The 23,019-nt window shown below is 43.8% G+C and carries 19 protein-coding genes and 1 riboswitch; of the genes, 11 read left to right on the top strand and 8 right to left on the bottom strand.

Going from position 1 to position 23,019, the window contains the following annotated elements:
• The first annotated feature begins 46 nt into the window (after positions 1 to 46).
• Genes ACQRBH_RS06135 through ACQRBH_RS06125 form a run of 3 tightly spaced genes read left to right on the top strand, consistent with a single transcriptional unit; the run spans position 47 to position 4,245 of the window.
• Positions 47 to 748, top strand: a complete 702-nt coding sequence (locus tag ACQRBH_RS06135; protein WP_427742449.1) for a helix-turn-helix domain-containing protein — start codon at positions 47 to 49, stop codon at positions 746 to 748.
• Between the two features lie 15 nt (positions 749 to 763).
• Positions 764 to 3,502 (top strand): NYN domain-containing protein, encoded by a 2,739-nt coding sequence (locus ACQRBH_RS06130; RefSeq protein WP_427742451.1) that lies wholly within the window; start codon positions 764 to 766, stop codon positions 3,500 to 3,502.
• Positions 3,503 to 3,504: 2 nt separating this feature from the next.
• On the top strand, positions 3,505 to 4,245 hold the full coding sequence (locus ACQRBH_RS06125) for a peptidylprolyl isomerase (protein ID WP_427742453.1): 741 nt from the start codon (positions 3,505 to 3,507) through the stop codon (positions 4,243 to 4,245).
• 102 nt (positions 4,246 to 4,347) lie between these two features.
• On the opposite strand, the gene ACQRBH_RS06120 is transcribed toward ACQRBH_RS06125, so the two are convergent.
• Complete coding sequence (locus ACQRBH_RS06120) at positions 4,348 to 5,676, bottom strand: MATE family efflux transporter (RefSeq protein WP_427742455.1); 1,329 nt, start codon at positions 5,674 to 5,676, stop codon at positions 4,348 to 4,350.
• Positions 5,677 to 5,758: 82 nt separating this feature from the next.
• Here ACQRBH_RS06120 and ACQRBH_RS06115 point away from each other — a divergent pair, with 82 nt between their 5' ends.
• Positions 5,759 to 6,571 carry a MerR family transcriptional regulator gene (locus ACQRBH_RS06115; RefSeq protein WP_427742457.1) on the top strand — a complete coding sequence of 271 codons (813 nt, stop codon included), beginning with the start codon at positions 5,759 to 5,761 and terminating at the stop codon, positions 6,569 to 6,571.
• Here ACQRBH_RS06115 and ACQRBH_RS06110 read toward each other — a convergent pair.
• Positions 6,522 to 7,079: a TetR/AcrR family transcriptional regulator gene (locus tag ACQRBH_RS06110; protein ID WP_235232718.1), complete on the bottom strand. Its 558-nt coding sequence runs from the start codon at positions 7,077 to 7,079 to the stop codon at positions 6,522 to 6,524. The two genes, ACQRBH_RS06115 and ACQRBH_RS06110, sit on opposite strands and share 50 nt — an antisense overlap.
• A gap of 149 nt (positions 7,080 to 7,228) precedes the next feature.
• Here ACQRBH_RS06110 and ACQRBH_RS06105 point away from each other — a divergent pair, with 149 nt between their 5' ends.
• The 3 genes from ACQRBH_RS06105 to ACQRBH_RS06095 are packed head-to-tail and all read left to right on the top strand — an operon-like array spanning position 7,229 to position 10,525.
• A complete protein-coding gene (locus tag ACQRBH_RS06105; RefSeq protein WP_427742459.1) occupies positions 7,229 to 8,092 on the top strand; it encodes a DegV family protein in 864 nt (287 codons plus the stop codon).
• A 14-nt stretch (positions 8,093 to 8,106) separates the two neighbouring features.
• Positions 8,107 to 9,255: a flagellin lysine-N-methylase gene (fliB, locus tag ACQRBH_RS06100; protein WP_427742461.1), complete on the top strand. Its 1,149-nt coding sequence runs from the start codon at positions 8,107 to 8,109 to the stop codon at positions 9,253 to 9,255.
• Complete coding sequence (locus ACQRBH_RS06095) at positions 9,221 to 10,525, top strand: M18 family aminopeptidase (RefSeq protein ID WP_427742463.1); 1,305 nt, start codon at positions 9,221 to 9,223, stop codon at positions 10,523 to 10,525. The genes fliB and ACQRBH_RS06095 overlap by 35 nt, the downstream gene beginning before the upstream one ends.
• Before the next feature lie 11 nt (positions 10,526 to 10,536).
• Here the strand turns inward: ACQRBH_RS06095 and ACQRBH_RS06090 are convergent, their stop codons facing one another.
• The 5 genes from ACQRBH_RS06090 to thiS are packed head-to-tail and all read right to left on the bottom strand — an operon-like array spanning position 10,537 to position 14,020.
• Complete coding sequence (locus tag ACQRBH_RS06090; RefSeq protein ID WP_427742465.1) at positions 10,537 to 11,130, bottom strand: thiamine phosphate synthase; 594 nt, start codon at positions 11,128 to 11,130, stop codon at positions 10,537 to 10,539.
• Entirely contained in the window at positions 11,123 to 12,337 is a 1,215-nt protein-coding gene (thiH, locus tag ACQRBH_RS06085; protein ID WP_427742467.1) for a 2-iminoacetate synthase ThiH, read from the bottom strand. The genes ACQRBH_RS06090 and thiH overlap by 8 nt, the downstream gene beginning before the upstream one ends.
• Positions 12,338 to 12,349: 12 nt before the next feature.
• The gene (locus tag ACQRBH_RS06080) at positions 12,350 to 13,126 is read right to left on the bottom strand and encodes a thiazole synthase (RefSeq protein WP_235232712.1); all 777 of its coding nucleotides are present in this window, start codon (positions 13,124 to 13,126) and stop codon (positions 12,350 to 12,352) included.
• A gap of 54 nt (positions 13,127 to 13,180) precedes the next feature.
• Complete coding sequence (gene thiF, locus ACQRBH_RS06075; protein WP_427742468.1) at positions 13,181 to 13,819, bottom strand: sulfur carrier protein ThiS adenylyltransferase ThiF; 639 nt, start codon at positions 13,817 to 13,819, stop codon at positions 13,181 to 13,183.
• A gap of 3 nt (positions 13,820 to 13,822) precedes the next feature.
• On the bottom strand, positions 13,823 to 14,020 hold the full coding sequence (thiS, locus tag ACQRBH_RS06070; RefSeq protein ID WP_235232710.1) for a sulfur carrier protein ThiS: 198 nt from the start codon (positions 14,018 to 14,020) through the stop codon (positions 13,823 to 13,825).
• A 176-nt stretch (positions 14,021 to 14,196) separates the two neighbouring features.
• A riboswitch (TPP riboswitch) is annotated at positions 14,197 to 14,303 on the bottom strand.
• Between the two features lie 141 nt (positions 14,304 to 14,444).
• On the opposite strand from thiS, the gene ACQRBH_RS06065 reads away from it, so the two are divergent.
• The 3 genes from ACQRBH_RS06065 to ACQRBH_RS06055 all read left to right on the top strand — a co-directional run bounded on the left by ACQRBH_RS06065 (position 14,445) and on the right by ACQRBH_RS06055 (position 18,023).
• On the top strand, positions 14,445 to 15,332 hold the full coding sequence (locus tag ACQRBH_RS06065) for a substrate-binding domain-containing protein (RefSeq protein ID WP_427742470.1): 888 nt from the start codon (positions 14,445 to 14,447) through the stop codon (positions 15,330 to 15,332).
• Positions 15,333 to 15,399: 67 nt separating this feature from the next.
• The gene (locus ACQRBH_RS06060) at positions 15,400 to 17,109 is read left to right on the top strand and encodes a Na/Pi cotransporter family protein (RefSeq protein WP_427761202.1); all 1,710 of its coding nucleotides are present in this window, start codon (positions 15,400 to 15,402) and stop codon (positions 17,107 to 17,109) included.
• Positions 17,109 to 18,023: a CorA family divalent cation transporter gene (locus ACQRBH_RS06055; RefSeq protein ID WP_427742473.1), complete on the top strand. Its 915-nt coding sequence runs from the start codon at positions 17,109 to 17,111 to the stop codon at positions 18,021 to 18,023. The genes ACQRBH_RS06060 and ACQRBH_RS06055 overlap by 1 nt, the downstream gene beginning before the upstream one ends.
• A gap of 408 nt (positions 18,024 to 18,431) precedes the next feature.
• On the opposite strand, the gene carB is transcribed toward ACQRBH_RS06055, so the two are convergent.
• Positions 18,432 to 21,650, bottom strand: a complete 3,219-nt coding sequence (gene carB, locus ACQRBH_RS06050; RefSeq protein ID WP_427742475.1) for a carbamoyl-phosphate synthase large subunit — start codon at positions 21,648 to 21,650, stop codon at positions 18,432 to 18,434.
• Positions 21,651 to 21,805: 155 nt separating this feature from the next.
• Here carB and ACQRBH_RS06045 point away from each other — a divergent pair, with 155 nt between their 5' ends.
• Positions 21,806 to 22,987 (top strand): MFS transporter, encoded by a 1,182-nt coding sequence (locus ACQRBH_RS06045; RefSeq protein ID WP_427742477.1) that lies wholly within the window; start codon positions 21,806 to 21,808, stop codon positions 22,985 to 22,987.
• The last annotated feature ends 32 nt before the right edge of the window (positions 22,988 to 23,019 follow it).

The following is a 23,019-nucleotide window of genomic DNA, read 5'->3' as shown; positions in this document are numbered from 1 at the left end:
TTTCTATCCGTTATATTATGATTATATTGTATAAGGAGGAGTTTCTATGGTTGATTCAAAAGAAACAGGAAAATTCATAGCCGAATGCCGAAAGAGAAAGCAACTGACACAGAAGCAGTTGGGAGAAAAATTAAATGTAACAGATCGGGCAGTGTCAAAATGGGAAACGGGCAGATCTTTCCCAGATATAGGAATATTGGATAATTTATGCAAAATACTCGATATCAGTGTCAGTGATCTTCTTGCAGGGAAAAAGATTGAGCCAGAACGGTATCAAGAAGAGACTGAAAAAATATTGATTGCATCTATTAGTAATTCACAGCTTTATGGTTTTCAAATTGCTCTCTATATTCTGCAGTTTATGGGGATGGTTATATTTTATATACCATTTATCTCAAAAAAAGATACATTTTTACCGGAATTGAATTTTATTAATGGATTATGTTGGATTGTATGTTTGGTCATACTTTGCTGTGTAGGATATCTTGATAAAAAAATACCTGGCAGAGAGTTTCGGACATCTAATATTTTAATGGAAGGCATTGTAGGAGGACTCTATTTCATAATGCTTATGGGCTTCAATTTTTATAGTTCAGGTGGATTTGAGATGATGAATGAAGGGAGAAATGAAAAAATTAGCGTAATTTTTGTGATTGTTACGGGATTAATTATGGTGATTTTAATTAGAATATTTTTTGCAAAAAATAGACGGCAAGAAATCAACGAGTGGAAAAGATATCGGCAATAGAAAGGGGTGCTTTTGGTGGGTGAAACATCAGAAAATAAACCAAATAAACATATATGCGTAGGTATTCTTGCCCATGTAGATGCGGGAAAGACCACTCTTTCAGAAGGCCTTTTGTATCTCGGTGGAAAGATCAGAGAATTAGGGCGTGTGGATCATAAGAATGCCTATCTGGATACTTATGAACTGGAACGGAATCGGGGAATCACCATCTTCTCGAAACAGGCAGTCCTGGAACTTGGAAAGACACAGGTGACGCTTTTGGACACTCCGGGGCATGTGGACTTCTCGGCAGAGATGGAACGGACATTGCAGGTGCTGGATTATGCAATCCTTGTAATTAGCGGAATGGACGGCGTGCAGGGACATACCCGCACCGTGTGGAATCTTCTGCGGCGTTACCAGATTCCGACCTTCCTTTTTGTAAACAAGATGGATCAGGATGGAACGGATCGGGAACATTTGCTGGATGAATTAAAGCATAGTCTGGATGAAGGCTGCATTGCCTTTGATGATGAGAATGAGATACTATATGAGAATCTGGCAACCTGTGAAGAAGTGGCACTGGATGAATATCTGCAGACCGGAGAACTTCGTGAAGAGACGATTGCCCGATTGATCGTGCAGAGAAAAGCCTATCCATGTTATTTTGGATCAGCATTAAAATTGCAAGGAGTTCAAGCGTTTCTGGATGGAATGGAACGATATACGTTGCCTTATGCAGCGAAGGATTCTGCGCATTCTAAGGAATTTGGAGCAAAAGTGTTTAAGATATCCCGTGATTCGCAGGGGAATCGTCTGACGCACCTGAAGATTACCAACGGAATTCTGAAGGTCAAATCCATGTTATCCAATCATATGTCAGATCATGTAGAGGATGAAGAACGCTGGGAAGAAAAAGTGAATCAGATCCGTATCTATTCAGGAGAAAAGTATGAATTGATACAAGAAGCAGAAGCCGGACGTATCTGCGCGGTGACTGGTCTGAGTCATACCTATCCGGGAGAAGGTCTTGGCATAGAGAAGGAATCTCAGGCTCCGATGCTGGAACCGGTGCTGAATTATCGGATTCTGCTGCCGGAAGGCTGTGATGTACATACCATGTTACGGAATCTTCGGCAGCTTGAGGAAGAAGATCCGATGCTTCGGATCGTATGGAATGAAGAATTAGGAGAGATCTATGCCCAGCTCATGGGAGAAGTGCAGATTGAGATCTTGCAGAGCCTGATTCAGGATCGCTTCCATGTTCTGGTATCCTTTGACACGGGAAATATTGTATATAAAGAAACAATTCGGAATAAGGCAGAAGGTGTGGGACACTTTGAGCCGCTTCGCCATTATGCGGAAGTTCATCTGATCATGGAACCGGGGAAAAAGGGCAGCGGTCTGGTTCTGGATACGAATTGTAGTGAAGATATGCTGGACAAGAACTGGCAGCGCCTGATCATGACTCATCTGGCAGAGAAGGAGCATCGCGGAGTGCTGACCGGTGCTGTGATTACAGATATGAAGATTACGCTGGCAGCAGGACGAGCCCATCAGAAGCACACAGAGGGCGGAGATTTCCGTCAGGCAACCTACCGTGCAGTGCGTCAGGGGCTGATGCAGGCAGAGAGCGTTCTTCTGGAGCCATATTATGAGTTTTGTCTGGAAGTTCCGTCTGAGATGGTGGGACGTGCTATGACGGATATCCAGAAGATGTCCGGCGAATTTCAGCCGCCTCAGCCGCATGGTGAGATGGCGATTCTGACTGGAAGTGCACCGGTAGCAACGATGCGGGATTACCAGAGAGAAGTCAACAGTTATTCCAGAGGCCGTGGAAAGCTGACCTGTACGTTCAGCGGGTATGAACCTTGCCATAATACAGAAGAGGTGATTGAAGCCAGTGGATACGAACCGGACAGAGATCTGGACAATCCGACCGGTTCCGTGTTCTGTTCTCATGGCGCAGGATTCGTAGTTCCGTGGAATCAGGTTCCCGAATATATGCATATTGAAAGCCAGCTGGAGAAGGAAGAGAAGTCGTTGCAGCCAAAGACTGTGAGCCGTTCAGGGAATCCTTCAGACAAGGGAAGAAGCCGCCAGGCGCTTTTAAGTCGTCAGGAAGAGAAAGAATTAGAAGAGATATTTATCCGAACCTATGGAAAAGTAGAGCGCAGGTTAAGCCCTGCGTCCAGAACGGTAAGTGCTGAAAAAGAGAGACATACGAAGAAGAAAGAAGAGATTCAGGAGTATCTTCTGGTAGATGGTTATAATGTTATATTTGCATGGGATGATCTTAAGGAACTGGCAAAGGAGAATATCGAAGCAGCGAGAAATAAGCTGATGGATGTTCTGTGCAATTATCAGGGCTTTAAGAAATGTGTAGTCATACTGGTCTTTGATGCTTATAAGGTGGATGGCTATGCGCTGGAGATCCAGAAGTATCATAATATCCACGTGGTATATACCAAGGAAGCAGAGACGGCAGATCAGTATATTGAGAAGGTCGTTCATCAGATTGGAAAGAAATATCACGTAACGGTTGTTACGTCAGACGGTGTAGAACAGGTCGTTACTCTGGGACAGGGAGGAACATTGATCTCATCCAGGGAATTCCGGGAAGAAGTAGAGATTGTCAGACGCCAGATCCGGGAGGAGTATGAAAGCCGCCGCGAAAGTAATAAGAATTATCTGTTCGACCATATGGATGCCAAGATGGCCGAAGAGATGGAAGATATAAGATTAGGAAGAAAAGAAAGAATAGGAGAAGATTAGTTATGAGTCAGAAAGTATTAGCAGTTGTAGCAGGAAAAGAGATTACAGAAGCAGAAGTGGATGCATTTATCCACAGCCTGCCAAGGGAGCAGCAGGCATATGCATCTAATCCGCAGTTTCAGCAACAGTGCCTGGATCAGGTAATTGCCATCTATGCTTATGCACAGATGGGAGAAGACTTGAAATTAGATGAGACAGAAGAGTTCATAAGAATCATGGAAAATGCGAAGAAGGATGTGTTGGCACAGATGGCCATGGCAGAGATCTTGAAGAAAGTAGAGGTATCCGATGAAGAGGTGAAGGCATATTATGAAGCCAATTCTCGTAAGTTTGCAAAAGGAGAGACAGTTCGTGCAAAGCATATCTTAGTATCTGAAGAAGATACCTGTAATTCGATTCTGGAATCTATTGTAAATGGGGAGAAGGAATTTGAAGATGCTGCCAAAGAATATTCTACCTGCCCGTCAGGACAAAAAGGCGGAGATCTGGGAGAATTCGGAAGAGGCCAGATGGTAAAGGAATTCGAAGATGCAGCATTTGCCGCAGAGATTGGACATGTAGTAGGACCGGTAAAAACTCAATTCGGTTATCATCTGATCAAAGTTGAAGAAAAGCATGAAGCAACGGCAGCACCGCTTGAAGAAGTGAAAGATCAGATCCGTAAGCAGATTATGCAGCAGAAGCAGAACGAAGCTTACAGTGAGAAACTGGCTGAACTGAAAGAAAAGTATTTAGAGAAATAGTATCTGGAATCATAATAAAACTGGGGCAAGGAGTTTATGACAAATCCTTGCCCCAGTTTTATATACCGTTATGCATCCGACATTCCTGTGTTGATTGGAGGGTCATTTAGAATGGGTGCATGTTGACCGGTAATATATGAATAATACCAGCGTAAGTACCAGACACATTCCTTCTGCAAGTGTTGCTGCCATCCAGATACCATTTCCCCCAAGAAGTCTTGTCAGGATCCGGAGACTTATGGCAACAAAGATGAATCCTCTTCCCAGAGAGATGGCCATGGCAGACTTGGGGTATTCGATTGCAGTAAAGAATCCGCCAATAATCACGTTAAACCCACAGAGCAGAAAGGAGTAAGAAAATGTATAAAAGATTCTTACAGAATCGGCCCGAAGTTGTGCTAATTCCGGTGAGATGAACAAGTTTACAAGTGGACTTGCAATCGCCCGGGATATCAGAAAAGCTGCAATGGAAAACACAGTCCCAAAGCAAAGAGCATATTTTAAAAGACGATGATAATTCTGTGGCATCTTCCTGCCATAATGATAGCTGACCAGAGGTTGAATTCCCTGAGCGATACCTGCCATCGACATGACCACAATGGTACTGACGTAGGTGACAATGGTATAGCTTACAATGGATTCTTCGCCTAGATATGCGAGAATCGACTGGTTGAACAGGAAGATGACAATTCCTGCTGAGAATTCTGTGATTCCAGAAGACAGACCGATCTTTATGGTACGCCACATAAGAGACAGAGATGGCGTGAACCTCACCATTTTCATATGGGTCTTGATACTGCAAAAGTGAGTCAGATACAGTAGTACAACACACAGTTGTGAGAGACCTGTCGCAAATGCTGCGCCCCAGACTCCTTTGTGAAAAGCGATGACAAACAGATAATCCAGAATACAGTTGAGAATCGTTCCGGTAGTGACGATAATCGTTGCTTTCATAGGATAACCATCGGTCTTAATCAATACCTCCAGCGAATAAGAACAGATAAAAAAGACGCTGAAGCATGCAATCGTTTTCAGGTATGTCTGGACGTAATCCATGGTGAGTTCCGTTGCTCCCAGGAATAACGCAATCTCTTCGGATTTCCACAGGACGATCCATGTAATCAACAGAGACACAATAATGGCGGTCAGAATATTCTGGGTAAATACTTCCCTTGCTCTTGCATCTTCTTTTTCTCCTAACAGCATGGCAATGATGGTAGAGGAACCTACGGAAAATAATAATGCCACGGAGAAAAGGAAGGTAACGAATGGCATGGCAATATTGACACCGGACAAAGCCAGTTCAGATACTCCTCTGGCAACGAACATGCCATCTATCATCGTGTAAAGTGCATATACCCATTGGGCAACCAGCGATGGAATGATAAAACGAAAGAAATCATGAAGTAATGATTTTCCTTCTAACTTCATAGTAAAACCTCCTTGTTGTATTCTATACTAAACCTTGGTATAATACTAAGGTCAAGTGGAAATGAAAGAAAAAAGGATTTATATGAAGAAATATTTTAAAATCGGAGAGATATCACAGCTATACCATATCGGGGCGGATTCCCTGAGATATTATGAAAAACTGGGAATACTAAAGCCAAAGCGTGGAGAGAATCAGTATCGTCTCTACCGCCTTGACGATATCTGGCGGTTGAATGTTATTCGTGAATTGAGAGAACTTGGCTTTTCCATGGAACAGATTGGGGATTATCTGAAGCATCATACGGTTAGTTCTACGAAAGAACTGTTGATGGAAGAGCTTCATATGATCGAAGAGAAGCAGGAGAAATTAAGGCAACTACAGAAGAATGTAGAAGAACGTATTGAAACTCTTTCAGAATGTGAAGAAAAAGTGCTTGGAGTCGTGCAGTTACAGCAATTGCCAGATCGAAGCTGTTATTATATCGAGAAAGGATATGAGCGGGATGAAGAGATGGATGTGCTGATCAAGCAGCTTCTGAATAAGAACCCCGATAAATCCTATATCATAGGAAGCAATCATATCGGTTCTGTAATCTTGGCAGAAAGTGCAAGGAACCAAAGATGCCGGGAATATGAAGGTGTGTTTATCATAGATACGGAGGGCGATATGGTCATACCGGGCGGAGAATACCTTACCATCAGTTACCGGGGCAATTGCAACCAGAATTATCAGTGTCTCCCCAGGTTGCTTGCTTATGCGAAAGAACATGGGTATCGGATGGTCGGTGATGTGTATGAGATCCTCTGGGTGGATATCCATGTATCTGGAAGAGAAGAAGAACACATTACAGAGTTACAGATTCGGGTTGAGGAGAAGGCACGATTCGATACATGATCTCTGCCAATTCTTCTGGTGATTCTTTAAAACCATTCGAGGACCAGGTAATATAAAGGTTATACAATGCACCGGCAAAAGCCTGAAGACAGTAATAGAGTTCGATGCTGTCTCCTGGGTGATACCAGGTCTCCAGGACATACTGACTGATTGCATTCAGGAGCATATGGCTTAGACCGCTTTTGAAGAGACTGTCAATAAATTCCTGATGTGCTTCAAAGTAAGAAAAACAGTGCAGAAGATTTTCTGAAGAATAGAAATGTTTGTCCAGTGACAGAGATTTTGCTTCCTGCTTGTAATTCATCAAAGCATCTTCCAGATAGGAAGCAAATATATCTTCTTTGGACTGATAATTACGGTAATAAGTCATTCGGGAGACGCCGGCCTTTTCTGTCAGTTCGCAGACCGATATAGCGGATAAAGGTTTTTCCTTTAATAATTGGATCAGTGCGGTAACAATGCATTCCTTTGCAAGGATATTAGATTGATTTTTCCGTTCTTTATTCATGAACAAAACCCCCTGATTTGTAACAGTTATTAGTAATTATCTTGAATTAAAAATTCTGAGATGTTACAATTTGTCACATCTAATTATAAATAGAATGGGAATTTATTTCAAGTTGTAAAAGAATATTTGAAACAGGAGGATATAAGTGGATGAAAACGGCAGTCGTAACAGACAGTAACAGTGGAATTACACAGGAAGAAGCAAAAAAGGAAGGGATATTCATTCTCCCTATGCCAGTCATTGTTGATGGAGTAACGAGATATGAGGGGCAGGATCTTACTCAGGAGATGTTCTATGGAAGCCTCACGAGCGGAATCGATGTCACAACATCCCAGCCTTCTCCGGGGGATGTGATGGATCTGTGGGACAAGGTGTTGTCCGGGGGATATGAAGAACTGGTATATATTCCGATGTCCAGCGGACTGAGTAATTCCTGTGAAACTGCGATTCTCTTGTCCGATGATTATGATGGTAAAGTTCAGGTCGTAGATAATCACAGAATCTCTGTTACGCAGAGAGAAGCTGTTATGGAAGCCGTGAGGCTTGTTGCTGCAGGAACATCTGCGAAGGCAGTCAAAGAAGATCTGGAAGCAAGAGCTTATGATTCTAGTATTTATATTACAGTGGATACATTGGAATATCTGAAAAAAGGCGGCAGAGTCACTCCGGCAGGTGCAGCTATAGGAGCAGTGCTCAATATCAAACCAGTCCTTACTATACAGGGAGAACGTCTGGATGCATTTGCAAAAGTTCGTGGGATGCGTAAAGGAAAGGATAAGATGATCGAAGCTCTAAAGAAAGATATAGAAGAAAGATTTTCAGAGATGGACAGAAGTCGAATAAGGATTGGCACAGCAGGAGCGGGATTGACGGCCGCAGAAGCAGAGGAATGGTGCAGCGAAGTGGAAAAGGCATTCCCATGGGCAGAAGTTTATTATAATCCTTTGTCTATGTGTATTGCAACGCATACCGGACCGGGGGCTATAGGGATCGGATTTAGTATTGTTAAGTAAAGGGACAAAATGATATGTTGTATACAATTCCAGATTATTATCACATGTTTACCTGTACAGCAGATCAATGTGAAGACACCTGTTGTGCAGGATGGCAGATCGTAGTTGATAAGAGATCTTTGCACCGCTATAAGAAAGTAAAGGGGAATTACCGAAGAAAGCTGTTTCGTTCCATAGACTGGAGAAAGGAGACATTTCGACAGTCAGAAGAGAAAAGATGTGCATTCCTGAATAAAGATAATCTGTGTGATATGTATTGCAATCTGGGAAAGGACAGTCTATGTAAAACTTGCCGCCTATATCCCCGCCATGTAGAAGAATTTGAAGGCGTCCGGGAGATTACTTTATCGATGTCCTGCCCAGAAGTGGCAAGGATTCTCTTGTCAAAGGAGGAACCGGTGACCTTTTTAAATTTTGAAAAAGATGGAGAAGAAGAGTACGATGATTATGATCCGTTTCTCTATTCAAAGCTGGTGGAAGGCCGGGAGATTATGGTGAAGATTCTCCAGAACCGTGAGATCAGTCTGGAATTAAGGGCTGGTCTTGTACTCGGGATTGCCCATGATATGCAGGTACGAATCAAAAAGGGCGATATATTTTCCTGTGATGAAGTATTTGCAAAATATCAGACAGAATCGGCACGGGAATTCGTCCGCATGAAGATGGAAGAGGGCAGCAATCATAGAGAACAGAGATACACATGGGCAAAGAACATGTTCGAGCATCTGTATTCCCTGGAATTGCTTCGGGAAGAATGGCTGATACAGTTAAAGGAAACGGAGCATGCTCTGTATACGGCAGGTTCCCTTAGATATGAAGCATTACATCAGGAGTTCCGAAACTGGATGGAGGAAAATATGCCACAGTGGAAGATACAGAGGGAACAGTTACTGGTATATTTTATTTTTACATATTTTTGTGGTGCTGTCTATGATGGACAGGCTTATAATAAGGTGCAGATGTCAGTCACCAGTGTGTTTTTAATTCGGGAAATTCTGTTGTCTCGTTGGATGAAGAATGAGAAGCAATTGGATTTCGAGGATATAGTGAATGTTGTCTATCGATATTCGAGAGAAATAGAACATTCGGATCAGAATCTGGAATTGATGGAGAAAGGAAATAGAACCTATGGATACAGTACAGAAATTATTTACTTTCATTGAGAAGAGTCCCAGCCCATTTCATGCGATTGAAAATATGAAGCAAGAATTAGAGGGGCAGGGTTATATTCAGCTTTTGGAAGGAAGTGCCTGGAAACTGAAAGAAGGCGGCAACTATTATGTGATTCGTAATAGTTCCGCAATCATTGCATTTCGGATTCCTAAGAGAGATTTTCTTGGTTTTCAGATTATGGCAAGCCACAGCGACTCCCCAAGCTTTCGTATTAAGGAGTATCCAGAGATGGAAGTGGAGAACCATTATGTGAAGTTAAATGTGGAAAAATATGGAGGGATGCTCTGCGCTCCCTGGCTGGATCGTCCGCTGTCAGTTGCAGGACGGCTGGTTATCAGGGAGGGGAATCGTCTTGTTACGAAGCTGGTCAATGTGGACCGTGACTTATGCATGATTCCGAATCTTGCAATCCACATGAATCGAGAAGCCAATGAAGGCTATAAGTACAATGCCCAGAAGGACATGCTTCCGCTGTATGGTTGCGAATCAGCCAAAGGGACCTTCATGGCGCAGGTCGCAGAGGCGGCAGGTGTGGAGGAAGAAGACATTGTTGGAAATGATCTGTTCTTATATAACCGTATGAAAGGAAGTGTCTGGGGAGCATCCGAAGAATATATTTCGATTGGACGTCTGGATGATCTGCAGTGTGCATTTGCATCTTTGCAGGCATTTCTGCAGGCAACAGATGGCGAAAGTATTCCAGTTCATTGCGTGTTCGACAATGAAGAGGTTGGAAGTAGCACGAAGCAGGGAGCCGGATCGACATTTTTATTCGATACACTTCTTAGGATTAATGAAAGCCTTGGGAGGACATCCGGTCAATATCGACAGGCTCTGGCGTCCAGTTTTATGTTATCTGCTGACAATGCTCATGGCGTGCACCCGAATCAGCCGGATAAGGCCTGCCCGACGAACCGGCCTTATCCGAATGGTGGAGTTGTGATAAAGTTCAGCGCCAATCAGAAGTATACGACCGATGGAATGGCAGCAGCAATCTTCACACAGCTCTGTGAGAGGGCGAAAGTTCCATATCAGACCTATGTGAACCGATCGGATATCCTTGGAGGCTCTACACTCGGAAACATATCGGGAACCCAGGTAGCTGTCAATACGATAGATATTGGATTAGCACAGCTAGCAATGCATTCTCCTTATGAGACCGGCGGAGCGAAAGATACGGATTATCTGATCAGGGTTGCTAAGGAATTCTATCAGTCATCAGTTGTGGAAACCGGTTCGGGAGAATATACAATGGAATAGTGAGAGAAGAATTACAGCTTCATCATTCCGGACATAATGCATCCACCTCTGGCGCCGCAGGATAGTACTTCGGATAACTGCTGTGCATCTGGATGTACTCCGCCAATAGCATAGACAGGTATGTCTACACTCTGGCATACCTGTCTTAAAAAATCTGTTCCTCTTGGGGGCAGATTTTTTTTACAGTCAGTGGCATAGATATGACCGGCTGTCAGATAAGTAGCGCCAAGTACTTGGGCTTTTTTAGCATCTTCGACGGAATGGACAGAGGTGCCGATGACAGAAAAGTGCTTAAGAATGGCAGGCTGGTTCTGCTGGTAATCCTGAAGCAGATGAAGCGGCAGATGGATGGATGTGCAGTGCAGTTCATGTGCAATTTCCGGAAAGCTATGGAGAATGCAGGGAACATGATTGGCGTTACAGATATCCATTATCTCATGCGCCAGTACACGGTATTCTTCTTCCGGAAGATCCTTTTCCCTTAAGATTACTGCTTTCGGATGTAAGCGGCAGATCCGCGCAATCTGTTCCGGCAATGGCCGGGAGCAGATCGTGCGGTTGCTGACTGCGATGATATTCTGATATATATTTTCTCCTTTATACATATACATAATCATTCATGACTGGCTGGAGATCATGCTCCAGAAGCGCGTTGTATACTTCATCAACGGATCTTCCGTCAGAGATCTCGAACTGGTCGTCTCCTTTTTCTTCAATCTCATCGACATGGCTGCCGATTCCGGTGCTGACACCGGCAGATATCTTGGTGGCCGCAATATTTACCAGATTGTCACGGACACGGGCACATTCACGGGTGGATACAGTGATGCTTGCAAATGGCATGAAGAGCCGGTAAGCACATACCACCTGAAGAAGCTGAGGTTCGTGAACATCTTTTGGATTGATGCGGTCATTATTAATGATCGGACGAAGTCTTGGACAGGAGAATGCAATCTCTGCATGAGGGTATTTGCGCTGCAGAAGATATGCATGATATCCGGTAGCAAATGCATCCTTGCGGAAGTCATCCAGACCAAGAAGTGCAGCGAATCCGACTCCTCGCATGCCACCCTTTAAGGCACGTTCCTGTGCATTCAGACGATAAGGGAAGATCCGCTTATGTCCGGCAAGATGAAGCGTCTCGTATTTGTCTGAATTATAGGTTTCCTGGAATACGGTCACATAATCGGCACCGCATTCGTGAAGGTATGCATATTCATCAGAGTTCATCGGATATACTTCGAGGCCGATGACCTTGAAGTATTTTCTTGCGATCTTGCAGGCTTCTCCAATGTATTTTACATCAGACATTTTACGACTTTCACCGGTCAAAATCAAGATTTCCTGAAGACCTGTCCTGGCAATGGCAGCCATCTCCAGTTCAATCTCTCGGTCGTTTAATTTGGCGCGGTTGATTTTATTGTGACAGTTAAATCCACAGTAGATGCAGTAGTTTTCGCAATAGTTGGCAATATAAAGGGGCGTAAACATATTGACACTGTTGCCAAAATGCTTTCTTGTCTCCTTCCGTGCAGCCTGTGCAATCTCTTCCAGAAGTGGAAGTGCAGCAGGAGAAAGAAGAGCTTTAAAATCTTCCGGTGTCCGATTATCTCTGGCAAGAGCCCGTCTTACGTTGGCTTCTGTATATTGGTCATAATCATATTGATTCATCTCAGAGATGACTCGGTCCATAACATCAGATTCTAATATTTCCATATCAGGAAGATAGGTCATATGATCGATCCGGTTTTTCTTCTGATCTTCCAGTATCTCTTCACTTAAGATACTTTCATTTACGTGTTCATCCTTCATCTGTACTCCTCCTTAATCCTGTAAGAATCCGGTCAGCGGGGAAGAAGCACTGGCGCCTTTTTCAATCGTCCGTCCAAGACCAGACAGATATGCACTTCTTCCGGCCTCGATTGCTTTTTTAAATGCTTCTGCCATTACCGGAATGTCACCGGCAGTGGCAATGGCAGTATTAGCCATGACTGCAGAGGCACCCATCTCCATAGCTTCACAGGCCTGAGAAGGGCGACCGATACCGGCATCTACAATAATTGGAAGATCAATCTCGTCAATTAGAATCTGGATGAAATCTTTGGTGCAGAGCCCCTTGTTGGAACCGATTGGAGAGCCAAGCGGCATAATGCAGGCAGCGCCGGCGTTTGCAAGGTCTCTGGCAGCATTCAGATCCGGATACATGTATGGCATTACTACGAATCCCTCTTTTGCCAGGATCTCCGTAGCTTTGATGGTCTCATAGTTATCTGGCAGCAGATATTTGGAGTCGTGGATAACTTCGATCTTCACAAAGTCTCCGCAGCCGACTTCACGGGAAAGACGGGCAATACGGACTGCTTCTTCTGCATTTCTGGCTCCGGAAGTGTTGGGCAGGAGTGTTACATTATCCGGGATATAATCCAGGATATTAGCAAGCCCACCTTCGTTTGCACGGCGAAGTGCCAGTGTGATAATCTGTGCTTCTGCCTTCTCGATGCAGGCTTTTACAAGTTCTAAGGAGAATTTCCCGGAACCCAGGATAAAGCGGGAAGTAAATTCATGTCCGCCTAGGATAAATTTATCGTCATTCTGATTCATAGATGTGTCCTTCTTTCTTTGATTATTCATAGTTTTCGATGTTTTTTTTGAAGATTACACGCTGGTTTCGCCCAGAAGGAGTCGTGTAATCATATTTGCTTCGTGGGCGGCACAGATAGCAACCCGCGGAGCCATGAGTCCATTTCCGGCAGAAGGTTCGGTGGTCTCATCCCCACAGAGATAGAAGTTGGAAGTGACCTTCCGGGTGCGGATGGAATTACTGTTTCCATATCCTGCCATACCGGAACCGGATACCAGCTTCTTTTCAGGAAAATGTTCCAGGATTCCATTGACCAGCAAAGCCTTGGCCTCCGGACGGTCGAAGGCTTCGCAGATAATAGAATCATTCTGAAATAATTCCGGCAGATTCTCTTCTGTGACTTTTACACAGTCTGTGCGGATATCCAGGTAGGGATTGATCCGCAGAAGCTGTGGTTTAAGAGCATCGGTCTTATACATACCGATATGCTCTGTAAAGTATTGCTGACGGTTCAGATTCGTAATGTCTACGACATCAAAATCAATCAGATGCAAGTGTCCGACGCCGATACGGGCCAGTGCAAATGCAACATTAGATCCAAGTCCGCCAAGACCTGCAATGGCAACTCTTCCCTGAGACAGTAATTCCTGAACCTGTGGGGAATGACGCTCATTGAGTGCTTCATAGATCTGCTCTTTTGTAAGTTGTTTCATATTCTAGCCCCCTCCTACAAAACTTACCACTTCCAGTTTGTCTCCATCTTTCAGTGTAACGGCAGCATAATTCTTCTTAGGAAGAATCTCGCCGTTCATCTCTACGGCAATCCGTTCAATCCGATACTGGTTCTGAGCCAGATATTCGGCAACGGTGATAGGCTTTTCCAGTGAAACAGCCTGTCCATTTACTGTGATCATGTGTGTCTCCTTTCCCGGCAGTCATAAGTGATCGGATATAAAAAAGAGTTCACAAAGTAATACACCCGTGGTGGTGCACCCCTTCATGAACTCTCGCTCACTCTCAACTTTACCGTATTCTGTTTTTAAGATAAGGCCTTCTGTATAAAAAAAGAGAGATACCAAAGCATCTCCCGCATTTTTATTCGATACGTTCCTACGTTGGCATTATCCAAATCAGGTATATGGGTCGAAGTTCTCAACTTCCTCTCAGCCTAGTACATAAGCTCCCCGTTTCTATTTACAGATTTTAGTATAGGAAAATATTAAAAAAAAGTCAACCAATTTTGTGAAAATAATGATTTTACATAGATTTAACAATTCCCCGATTCTGTTTTTACAAAAGAGGAGTACGCTGAATAACGTAAAATAGGAGGAAACATGCATGAGAGTAAAAAAATTATTATTGGTTTTACTTGCAGCAAGTATTGTGATCGGCAGCACTGCCTGTCAGGACAGCAGTGAGTCTCAGGATACTGTAAAAGTAGAGGGGCTGGATGTACTGGGAGAGATACAGGTGATCTCCAGAGAAGAAGGTTCCGGTACAAGGAGTACATTTGCGCAGCTTGCAGATTTTCAGGCAGAATCAGAAGATCAGGCGGATCAGACACGGACAGACGCACAGATTGCCGGTAATGCAGAAGAAGTGATAGATATGGTAAGCGATGATGATGCGGCAATTGGCTATGTATCAGAGGGCTCGATACAGGAAGCAGAAGGGATGAAGCAATTGAAAGTGGAAGGAATTGCGGCAGATGCCGGAGATAAAAAGTATCCTCTGAGCCGTTCCTTTTATCTGGCATATGTAGGAGAGCTAAACGAGGTAGAAGAGGATTTCCTGACTTATATTCACGGTGCAGGGCAGGAGATTGTAGGGGAGAATTATGAAACGGTAGCGAAGAGCAGTACGTTTCTGTCGAATAAGGCCGGCGGAACGATTACCATAAATGGATCTACTTCTGTTGCACCACTTATGGAAGAACTGGCAGAAGCCTATATGTTGATTAATCCGAATGCAAAGATTGAGATTGAACAGTCTGATTCTACAGAAGGATTGAATCAGGCGATGTCCGGAAAGTGTGATTTTGGAATGGCCTCCAGAGACTTAAAAGATTATGAGGCAGAATTACTTGATTATGAAATCATTGCCAATGACAATATTGCAGTCATTGTAAATGAACAAAATCCACTGGAAGATATATCATTAGATACATTAAAGAAAATCTATATTGGTGATATCAATGAGTGGAAAGAGTTAAATGAAGCTAGATAGAGTATGAATAATCAGAAAATGTTCCTATAGATTCAAATACAAGTTCATAAGATAGAAGGAGATTAAGATGGATAGTAAAGTACAGATAGTCTTTGGCCTGTTAGGCGGACTGGCAATATTTATTTATGGGATGAATATGATGAGCGAATGCCTCCAGAAAGCGGCAGGAGAGAAGATGAAAAGCATTCTTGCAATGCTTACGAAGAACCCGGTGCTTGGAGTGTTAGCCGGAGCATTGACAACAGCGGTACTTCAGAGCAGTAGTGCGACAACAGTCATGGCAATTGGATTCGTCAGCGCAGGACTTATGAATCTGCCGCAGGCAATCTCAATTATTCTTGGTGCCAATATCGGAACTACAATGACAGCGCAGATCATTGCATTTAAGATCAGCGATTACATATATGTAATTATCTTTCTCGGATTTATTATTTCCTTTATTGCAAAATCAGAAAAAGCAAAAAGCATTGGCCAGACTCTTTTTGCATTTGGTCTGTTATTCCTCGGAATTGAGACCATGGGAGATGTCATGAAACCACTTGCATCCAGTCCGGTATTTACCGATATGATCGGAAAGGTTGCAGATATCCCGATTCTTGGCGTTGCAGTGGGTACCCTGATGACATTAGTCGTGCAGAGCAGCAGTGCCACGATTGCGGTACTTCAGAACTTCGCTTCGCAGGCAGGACCAGATGGAGTGACCAGTATCCTTGGCCTTACCGGTGCCATTCCGATTCTTCTTGGCGATAATATTGGTACAACAATTACGGCATTACTTGCCAGTGTAGGCCAGCCAAAAGATGCCAAGAGAACAGCAGTTGCACATTGTATCTTCAATATATCAGGATGTCTTCTGTTCATCTGGTTTATCAATCCATTTGCCAAATTTGTGCAGATGATATCTCCAAAAGGATCAGAAGTGGAAGTAATCTCCCGGCAGATTGCCAATGCACATACGACGTTTAACTGTGTAATGACATTGATCTGGATTCCGCTGATCTGGCTGATGGTCAAGATCGTAATGCGCATTGTACCGGATGGAAAGAAAGAGCTCCGTGATCCGGCAGAACCATTGTATCTGGATGAAAAACTGGTCAGCCAGCCGACAGCAGCATTACAGCTTGTTGCAAAAGAGGTGGTTCACTGCGGTGAAGTGGTCAGAGCAATGCTTCAGGATACATCTAAGGCAGTAAAGAAAGAGGAAATGCCGCTTTTGGAGAGCGTATTTGAAAAAGCATCTATTGTAAGCAATCTGAATGAGAGAATTACGGAATATCTGGCAGACTTGTTCTCTGCCGGTGTACTGACAGAAGAACAGGCAACTCAGACGGCAGGAATTATGTATGTCTTAAGCGATATTGACCGTATGGGATCCTTGTGTGAGGATGTTGCAGAAGGCATTAGAGATAAGATAGAAAAGAAATACAAATATTCTAAAGATGCCATGAAAGATCTGGAGAAGATTCTGAATATGATAGAAAGTATGTATTCAGAGGCAATGCAGGCGATGACCACAGGCGATCTGGAGAATGCCAAGAAGATTCTTAAGAAGAAAGAAAAAGTGATTGAACTTGATATCAATATGAGAAAAGGCCATATGACCAGAGTTGGAAAGGGCAAATGTGCGGCCAACCTTACGGCGCCATTTAACCAGATTCTGCACAGCATTGATCGTATGAGTAATAGTTGTATGAATATTGCAGATGCAGCCCTGGGACAGGTAGATCTGAATTATTTCATCAATGTAACAGCAAATGGAGAGGATATGAAGGCCTGATGATGATATTGGCTCTGGGAGAGACTTTAGAAAGTATCGATGAAAACCAATTAATACAGGAAAACAAACAGGCAGTAATTATCACATATTCCCGGCATGCGAAGGAAGCCATGTCGCTTGCCGGGATGATATACGAAGGTGATATCAATCTGTCAGAAGTATGTTTTTGTAAGATCGAGACCCAACAGGAATGTCTGGCAGGGTCTCTTTGCATACCCAAATTACTGGACGTTCTGGGCAGCAGATATCGAATCCTCTTCTTCATTAATCAACGCCATATTGTGATCATCGATGATGATGACTTTGCCAGACGGTTGATCGTGAGGATTCGGAGAAGTAAGTCTAGGCAAGGCAACACCAAAGAACGATTTATCTATAATTTCATCACGCAGTTCATGAGCAGAGACCTGGAACTTCTGGGACGCTATGAGCGTCTGATTATGACAATGGAAGAAAAAGTCCTGGAAGGAAAGACCGAAGGGTTCCAGAATGAGATTATACCAATTCGCAAGGAACTCCTGACTTTGCGGGGATATTATGATGAATTGATGGATATGGGAAAGGAATTGGAAGAGAATGAAAATGGATTCTTTGCCAAGAAGCAGCTGCGCTACTTTGGAACCATCGCCGACCGTGCAGACCGACTGATGGGAAGAACAGCGCATCTTCTGGAATATGCACAACAGGTAAGAGATGCCTATCAGTCTCAGGTAGATGCCGAACAGAATAAAAATATGCAGTTTTTAACCGTGGTATCGACCATCTTCTTCCCACTGACACTGATCACTGGATGGTTTGGAATGAACTTCAAAGACATGCCAGGCCTGGAACATGGATATCCCGGCGTCTGTGTGCTTAGTCTTATTGTAGTTGTATTCTGCATCCTGTTCTTCAAGAGAAAGAAGATGTTGTGAAGAGGGAATCTTGGTGGTTGGGGGCCGAATTCTCCGCCAACTACCGGCGGGGATTTCCAAGAAGCGTAAGGGGGGGAGCGGAATCCCTTCCCGGATGAGATGTTCCTGCGATTGAGAATGTCAGGCGCGAGGGGTGGATGGAGGGTTTGTAATCCGTCTGGACAAGCGATAGAAGCCGTTACAGAAAAAAGAGTGATAATTTTGTATGAAGATTTGGTTTCAAACCAAATCTGAAAAGGCTGCTGAGCCTCGAAATCATCAAGATTTCGGGGTGAATCAGCCTGGTTGCAAAATTATCACTCTTTTTTCTGTTAAGGATTCTTAGCGAAGGGCATCGGATTACAAATCATCCATCCACCCCTCGCGCCGTACACTCTCAATCAAAAAACAATCTCATCCAAGATTCCCCTAGTGGATCTCACTGTGAAGCTTCTGCAGGGATTGCACTTCTCCGTTGCCATGTTCTTTTACATAGCGGATACCTTTTGCGGTGGCTCTTGCGGCGGCAATTGTAGTCATATAAGGAATCTTTGCCTTGATTGCAGCTTTTCTCAGGTAGCTGTCATCATGGATACTGTCCTTGCCGACCGGAGAGTTTACGATCAGGTCAATCTTTCCGTTGGTGATCATATCCAGAATATTCGGACGGCCTTCGTATAATTTCTTTACTTTTTCTGCCTCGATTCCGGCAGCACGAATCAGTTCATAGGTGTTGCCGGTGGCAATGATCTTGAAGCCGTCATCTGCGAAGCTCTGAGCAATCTCAACAACTTCTGCTTTGTCCTTGCGGTTTACGGAGATCAGAACAGTGCCTTCCAGTGGAAGCTTGGATTGTGCAGCTTCCTGAGCCTTGTAGAATGCTTCCCCATAGTAAGAAGACAGTCCTAATACTTCGCCGGTAGATCTCATCTCTGGTCCTAATACAGGATCTACTTCCTGGAACATATTGAATGGGAAGACCGCCTCCTTCACTCCATAGTATGGAATGCTTTGTTCTTTTAAATTTGCCACAGGTGACGGACGTCCGGTAAGTTCAGATGTAATAATGTCGGTGGCAAGCGGCACCATGCGGATATTGCATACTTTAGATACCAGTGGTACAGTACGGGATGCACGTGGGTTTGCTTCCAGAACGTATACTTTTCCTTTTTCAATTGCATACTGCATGTTCATCAGACCTTTGACATGCATTTCTTCTGCAATCTTTCTGGTATACTCTTTAATGGTCTGTACATTTTCTTCGGAGATGTGTACAGATGGAATGATGCATGCGGAATCACCAGAATGTACGCCGGCAAGTTCAATGTGTTCCATGACAGCAGGAACGAAGGCATGGTTACCGTCACTGATAGCATCGGCTTCGCATTCCAGTGCGTGGTTCAGGAAACGGTCGATCAGGATCGGACGGTCAGGGGTTACGCCGACGGCAGCTTTCATGTAGCCTTCCATGCTTTCATCGTCATATACGACTTCCATTCCACGTCCGCCGAGAACGTAAGAAGGACGAACCATGACAGGGTATCCGATTTCTTTGGCAATTGCGAGTGCTTCATCTACGGTTGTTGCCATGCCGGATTCAGGCATCGGAATCTCCAGTTTATCCATCATCTCACGGAACAGATCACGGTCTTCTGCCAGATCAATGACAGAAGGAGAAGTTCCAAGAATCTTTACGCCGTTCTTCTCAAGCTCTGAAGCAAGGTTCAGAGGAGTCTGTCCACCGAACTGTGCAATGACGCCGACTGGCTGCTCTTTTTTGTAGATGCTTAATACATCTTCTAAGGTTAATGGTTCAAAATACAGCTTATCAGAAGTATCGTAATCTGTAGATACTGTCTCAGGGTTGCAGTTTACGATAATCGTTTCAAATCCTAATTTCTTAAGGGCCAGAGATGCGTGTACGCAGCAGTAGTCGAATTCAATACCCTGACCGATACGGTTTGGTCCGCCGCCAAGGATCATGATCTTTGGATTGTCTGTCTTGACCGGATTCTTATCTTCTGCATTATAGGTAGAATAGTAGTAAGCGCTGTCAGGAGTTCCGCTGACATGGACACCTTCCCATGCTTCTTCTACGCCAAGTTCGATGCGTCGGTTACGTACGTCTTCTTCCGGGATATCCAGGATCTGGCTTAGATATTTGTCAGAGAAGCCATTTTTCTTGGCGGAAATGAGCATCTCATCAGAAGGCAGGCTTCCTTTGTGTGCAACGAGTGCTTCCTCTTCTTCAACGAGTTCTTTCATTTGTTCAATGAAATAAGTCTTTACCTTTGTAATATCGAAGATTTCTTCAACAGTGGCACCTTTACGCAGTGCTTCGTACATAATGAAATGACGGTCACTGGAAGGAGTGATCAGCATCTGTAAGAGTTCTTCCTTGCTCTTCTGGTCATAATCTTTGGCATGTCCAAGACCATAACGTCCGGTTTCCAGGCTGCGGATGGCTTTCTGGAAAGCTTCTTTGTAGTTCTTTCCAATACTCATGACTTCACCGACAGCACGCATCTGGGTACCAAGCTTGTCTTCTACACCTTTGAATTTTTCGAATGCCCAGCGGGCGAATTTAATAACAACATAGTCACCGTCTGGTACGTATTTGTCCAGAGTACCGTATTTTCCACAAGGGATATCCTTCAGAGTCAATCCACAAGCCAGCATTGCGGATACCAGAGCAATCGGGAAACCAGTTGCCTTGGAAGCCAATGCAGAAGAACGAGAAGTTCTTGGATTGATCTCGATAACTACGATTCGGTCAGTTACTGGATCATGAGCAAATTGTACATTCGTTCCGCCAATGACCTGTACAGACTCTACAATCTTATACGCCTGTTCCTGCAGCTTTTTCTGACATTCTTCTGAGATGGTAAGCATTGGAGCAGAACAGAAAGAATCTCCGGTATGCACACCCAGTGGGTCAATATTTTCAATAAAGCATACGGTGATCATATTATTGTCAGCATCGCGAACCACTTCCAGTTCAAGTTCTTCCCAGCCAAGGATGGATTCTTCCACCAGAACCTGCCCTACCAGACTGGCTTGAAGACCTCTGGCACAGACTGTTTTTAATTCTTCTTTATTATATACAAGGCCACCGCCTGCACCACCCATGGTATAGGCCGGACGAAGAACGACCGGATATCCAAGTTCATCAGCAATATCAAGGGCCTCTTCAACACTGTAAGCGACTTCGCTTCTTGCCATCTCAATACCAAGAGCATTCATAGACTTCTTGAATTCAATACGGTCTTCCCCTCGTTCGATGGCATCTACTTGAACACCAATAACTTTTACATTATATTTATCAAGAATTCCCTCTTTAGCAAGCTCGGCACACAGATTTAGTCCAGATTGGCCTCCAAGATTAGGAAGCAGCGCATCTGGCCGTTCTTTGGCGATAATCTGTTCCAAACGTTCCACATTCAACGGCTCGATGTAAGTAACATCTGCCATCTCAGGATCTGTCATGATGGTCGCAGGATTGGAATTCACCAATACGATCTCATAGCCCAGTTTACGTAATGCTTTGCAAGCCTGTGTCCCTGAGTAATCAAATTCGCAAGCCTGTCCAATGATGATCGGTCCGGAACCGATAATAAGTACTTTGTGAATATCTGTTCTCTTTGACATTTGTTTCCTCCTCAATATGACATACTGTTTTATCTTTTTCTATTATATAGGAGAATTGAAAAAAGGAAAATGAAAATTTATAGAAAAGATGTATTTCTTGCTTTTTTATAACAAAAGTCCTATATTATTAAGAGACAAAAAAAGGAGATTAGAAAATGACATCATTATTATTAGTTGTAATATATCTGGCTTTTATCAGTCTTGGATTACCAGATGCGCTTCTGGGATCAGCATGGCCAACAATGTACCAGGAATTGGGAGCATCGGTATCCTGGGCAGGAAGTGTATCTATGATCATATCGGCAGGAACGATTATTTCAAGTCTTGCAAGTGATCGTCTGACCAGAAGACTTGGGGCGGCAAAGGTTACGACAATCAGTGTATTTATTACAGCGGTTGCTTTATTTGGCTTTTCAGTAAGCCATGCTTTCTGGATGCTGTGTCTATGGGCGATTCCTTACGGACTGGGAGCAGGAAGTGTGGATGCTGCGTTAAATAACTTTGTAGCACTTCATTATCCTGCAAGGCATATGAGCTGGCTGCACTGTATGTGGGGCGTTGGTGCCAGTATAGGGCCAATCATTATGGGATGGACCATTACCGGAGGGCTTCGCTGGAATGGAGGATATCGCATTATCTCGCTGCTGCAGATTATTCTGACTGCTATATTGATAATCAGTCTTCCATTATGGAGAAAGAAATCGACAATACATTCAGGAGAAAGTACAGAATCAGAAGGGCAGTCTCCTCAACATCTGACATTTTCACAACTGCTTAAGAGAAGCGGAGTGAAAGAAGTTATGGTATGTTTTTTCTGTTATTGTGCATTAGAGACTACAACAGGAATGTGGGCTGCGAGTTATTGCACGTTAAACCGAGGAATTTCAGCAGAACAGGCAGCAAGATATGCCAGCCTATTTTATATTGGAATTACCGTGGGAAGATTCGTATGTGGTTTTATTACTTTGAAGGTGAATGACCGGAACATGATTCGAATGGGGCAGGCTCTGATTGTATTAGGAGTTTTGTTGGTGATCCTGCCTCTGAGTCAAGAGCTTTTACTGGCAGGGTTGGTGGTCATAGGATGTGGATGTGCACCAATCTATCCATCCATTATTCATGAAACGCCGCAGAATTTTGGAGCGGATTTGAGCCAGTCTATTATTGGCGTGCAGATGGCTTCGGCGTATACGGGTACTTGCCTGGTCCCGCCAATCTTCGGCTTAATTGCACAGTATATTGATGTTGCTTTATACCCATACTTTTTAGCTGTGATATTGGTTCTTATGATTGTGATGTCAGAAAAGCTCCATATTGCAACGAGCCGTAAAGTATAGTTATTATGATCTTGCAAGATGTAGTCAGATAG

Source organism: Bariatricus sp. SGI.161 (assembly GCF_050313695.1).
Taxonomy (GTDB): Bacteria; Bacillota; Clostridia; order Lachnospirales; family Lachnospiraceae; genus JAFBIX01.
This window is presented reverse-complemented; position numbering and strand designations above follow the sequence as displayed.

Coding starts and splice junctions, on each gene's coding strand:
- carB (WP_427742475.1), bottom strand. CDS start 21,650: ATGTCAAAGAGAACAGATATTCACAAAGTACTTATTATCGGTTCCGGA.
- ACQRBH_RS06120 (WP_427742455.1), bottom strand. CDS start 5,676: ATGAAGTTAGAAGGAAAATCATTACTTCATGATTTCTTTCGTTTTATC.
- ACQRBH_RS06060 (WP_427761202.1), top strand. CDS start 15,400: ATGGATAGTAAAGTACAGATAGTCTTTGGCCTGTTAGGCGGACTGGCA.
- ACQRBH_RS06125 (WP_427742453.1), top strand. CDS start 3,505: ATGAGTCAGAAAGTATTAGCAGTTGTAGCAGGAAAAGAGATTACAGAA.
- ACQRBH_RS06135 (WP_427742449.1), top strand. CDS start 47: ATGGTTGATTCAAAAGAAACAGGAAAATTCATAGCCGAATGCCGAAAG.
- ACQRBH_RS06055 (WP_427742473.1), top strand. CDS start 17,109: ATGATGATATTGGCTCTGGGAGAGACTTTAGAAAGTATCGATGAAAAC.
- fliB (WP_427742461.1), top strand. CDS start 8,107: ATGTTGTATACAATTCCAGATTATTATCACATGTTTACCTGTACAGCA.
- ACQRBH_RS06095 (WP_427742463.1), top strand. CDS start 9,221: ATGGATACAGTACAGAAATTATTTACTTTCATTGAGAAGAGTCCCAGC.
- ACQRBH_RS06115 (WP_427742457.1), top strand. CDS start 5,759: ATGAAGAAATATTTTAAAATCGGAGAGATATCACAGCTATACCATATC.
- thiH (WP_427742467.1), bottom strand. CDS start 12,337: ATGAAGGATGAACACGTAAATGAAAGTATCTTAAGTGAAGAGATACTG.
- ACQRBH_RS06110 (WP_235232718.1), bottom strand. CDS start 7,079: ATGAATAAAGAACGGAAAAATCAATCTAATATCCTTGCAAAGGAATGC.
- ACQRBH_RS06090 (WP_427742465.1), bottom strand. CDS start 11,130: ATGTATAAAGGAGAAAATATATATCAGAATATCATCGCAGTCAGCAAC.
- ACQRBH_RS06065 (WP_427742470.1), top strand. CDS start 14,445: ATGAGAGTAAAAAAATTATTATTGGTTTTACTTGCAGCAAGTATTGTG.
- ACQRBH_RS06080 (WP_235232712.1), bottom strand. CDS start 13,126: ATGAATCAGAATGACGATAAATTTATCCTAGGCGGACATGAATTTACT.
- ACQRBH_RS06105 (WP_427742459.1), top strand. CDS start 7,229: ATGAAAACGGCAGTCGTAACAGACAGTAACAGTGGAATTACACAGGAA.
- ACQRBH_RS06045 (WP_427742477.1), top strand. CDS start 21,806: ATGACATCATTATTATTAGTTGTAATATATCTGGCTTTTATCAGTCTT.
- thiS (WP_235232710.1), bottom strand. CDS start 14,020: ATGATCACAGTAAATGGACAGGCTGTTTCACTGGAAAAGCCTATCACC.
- thiF (WP_427742468.1), bottom strand. CDS start 13,819: ATGAAACAACTTACAAAAGAGCAGATCTATGAAGCACTCAATGAGCGT.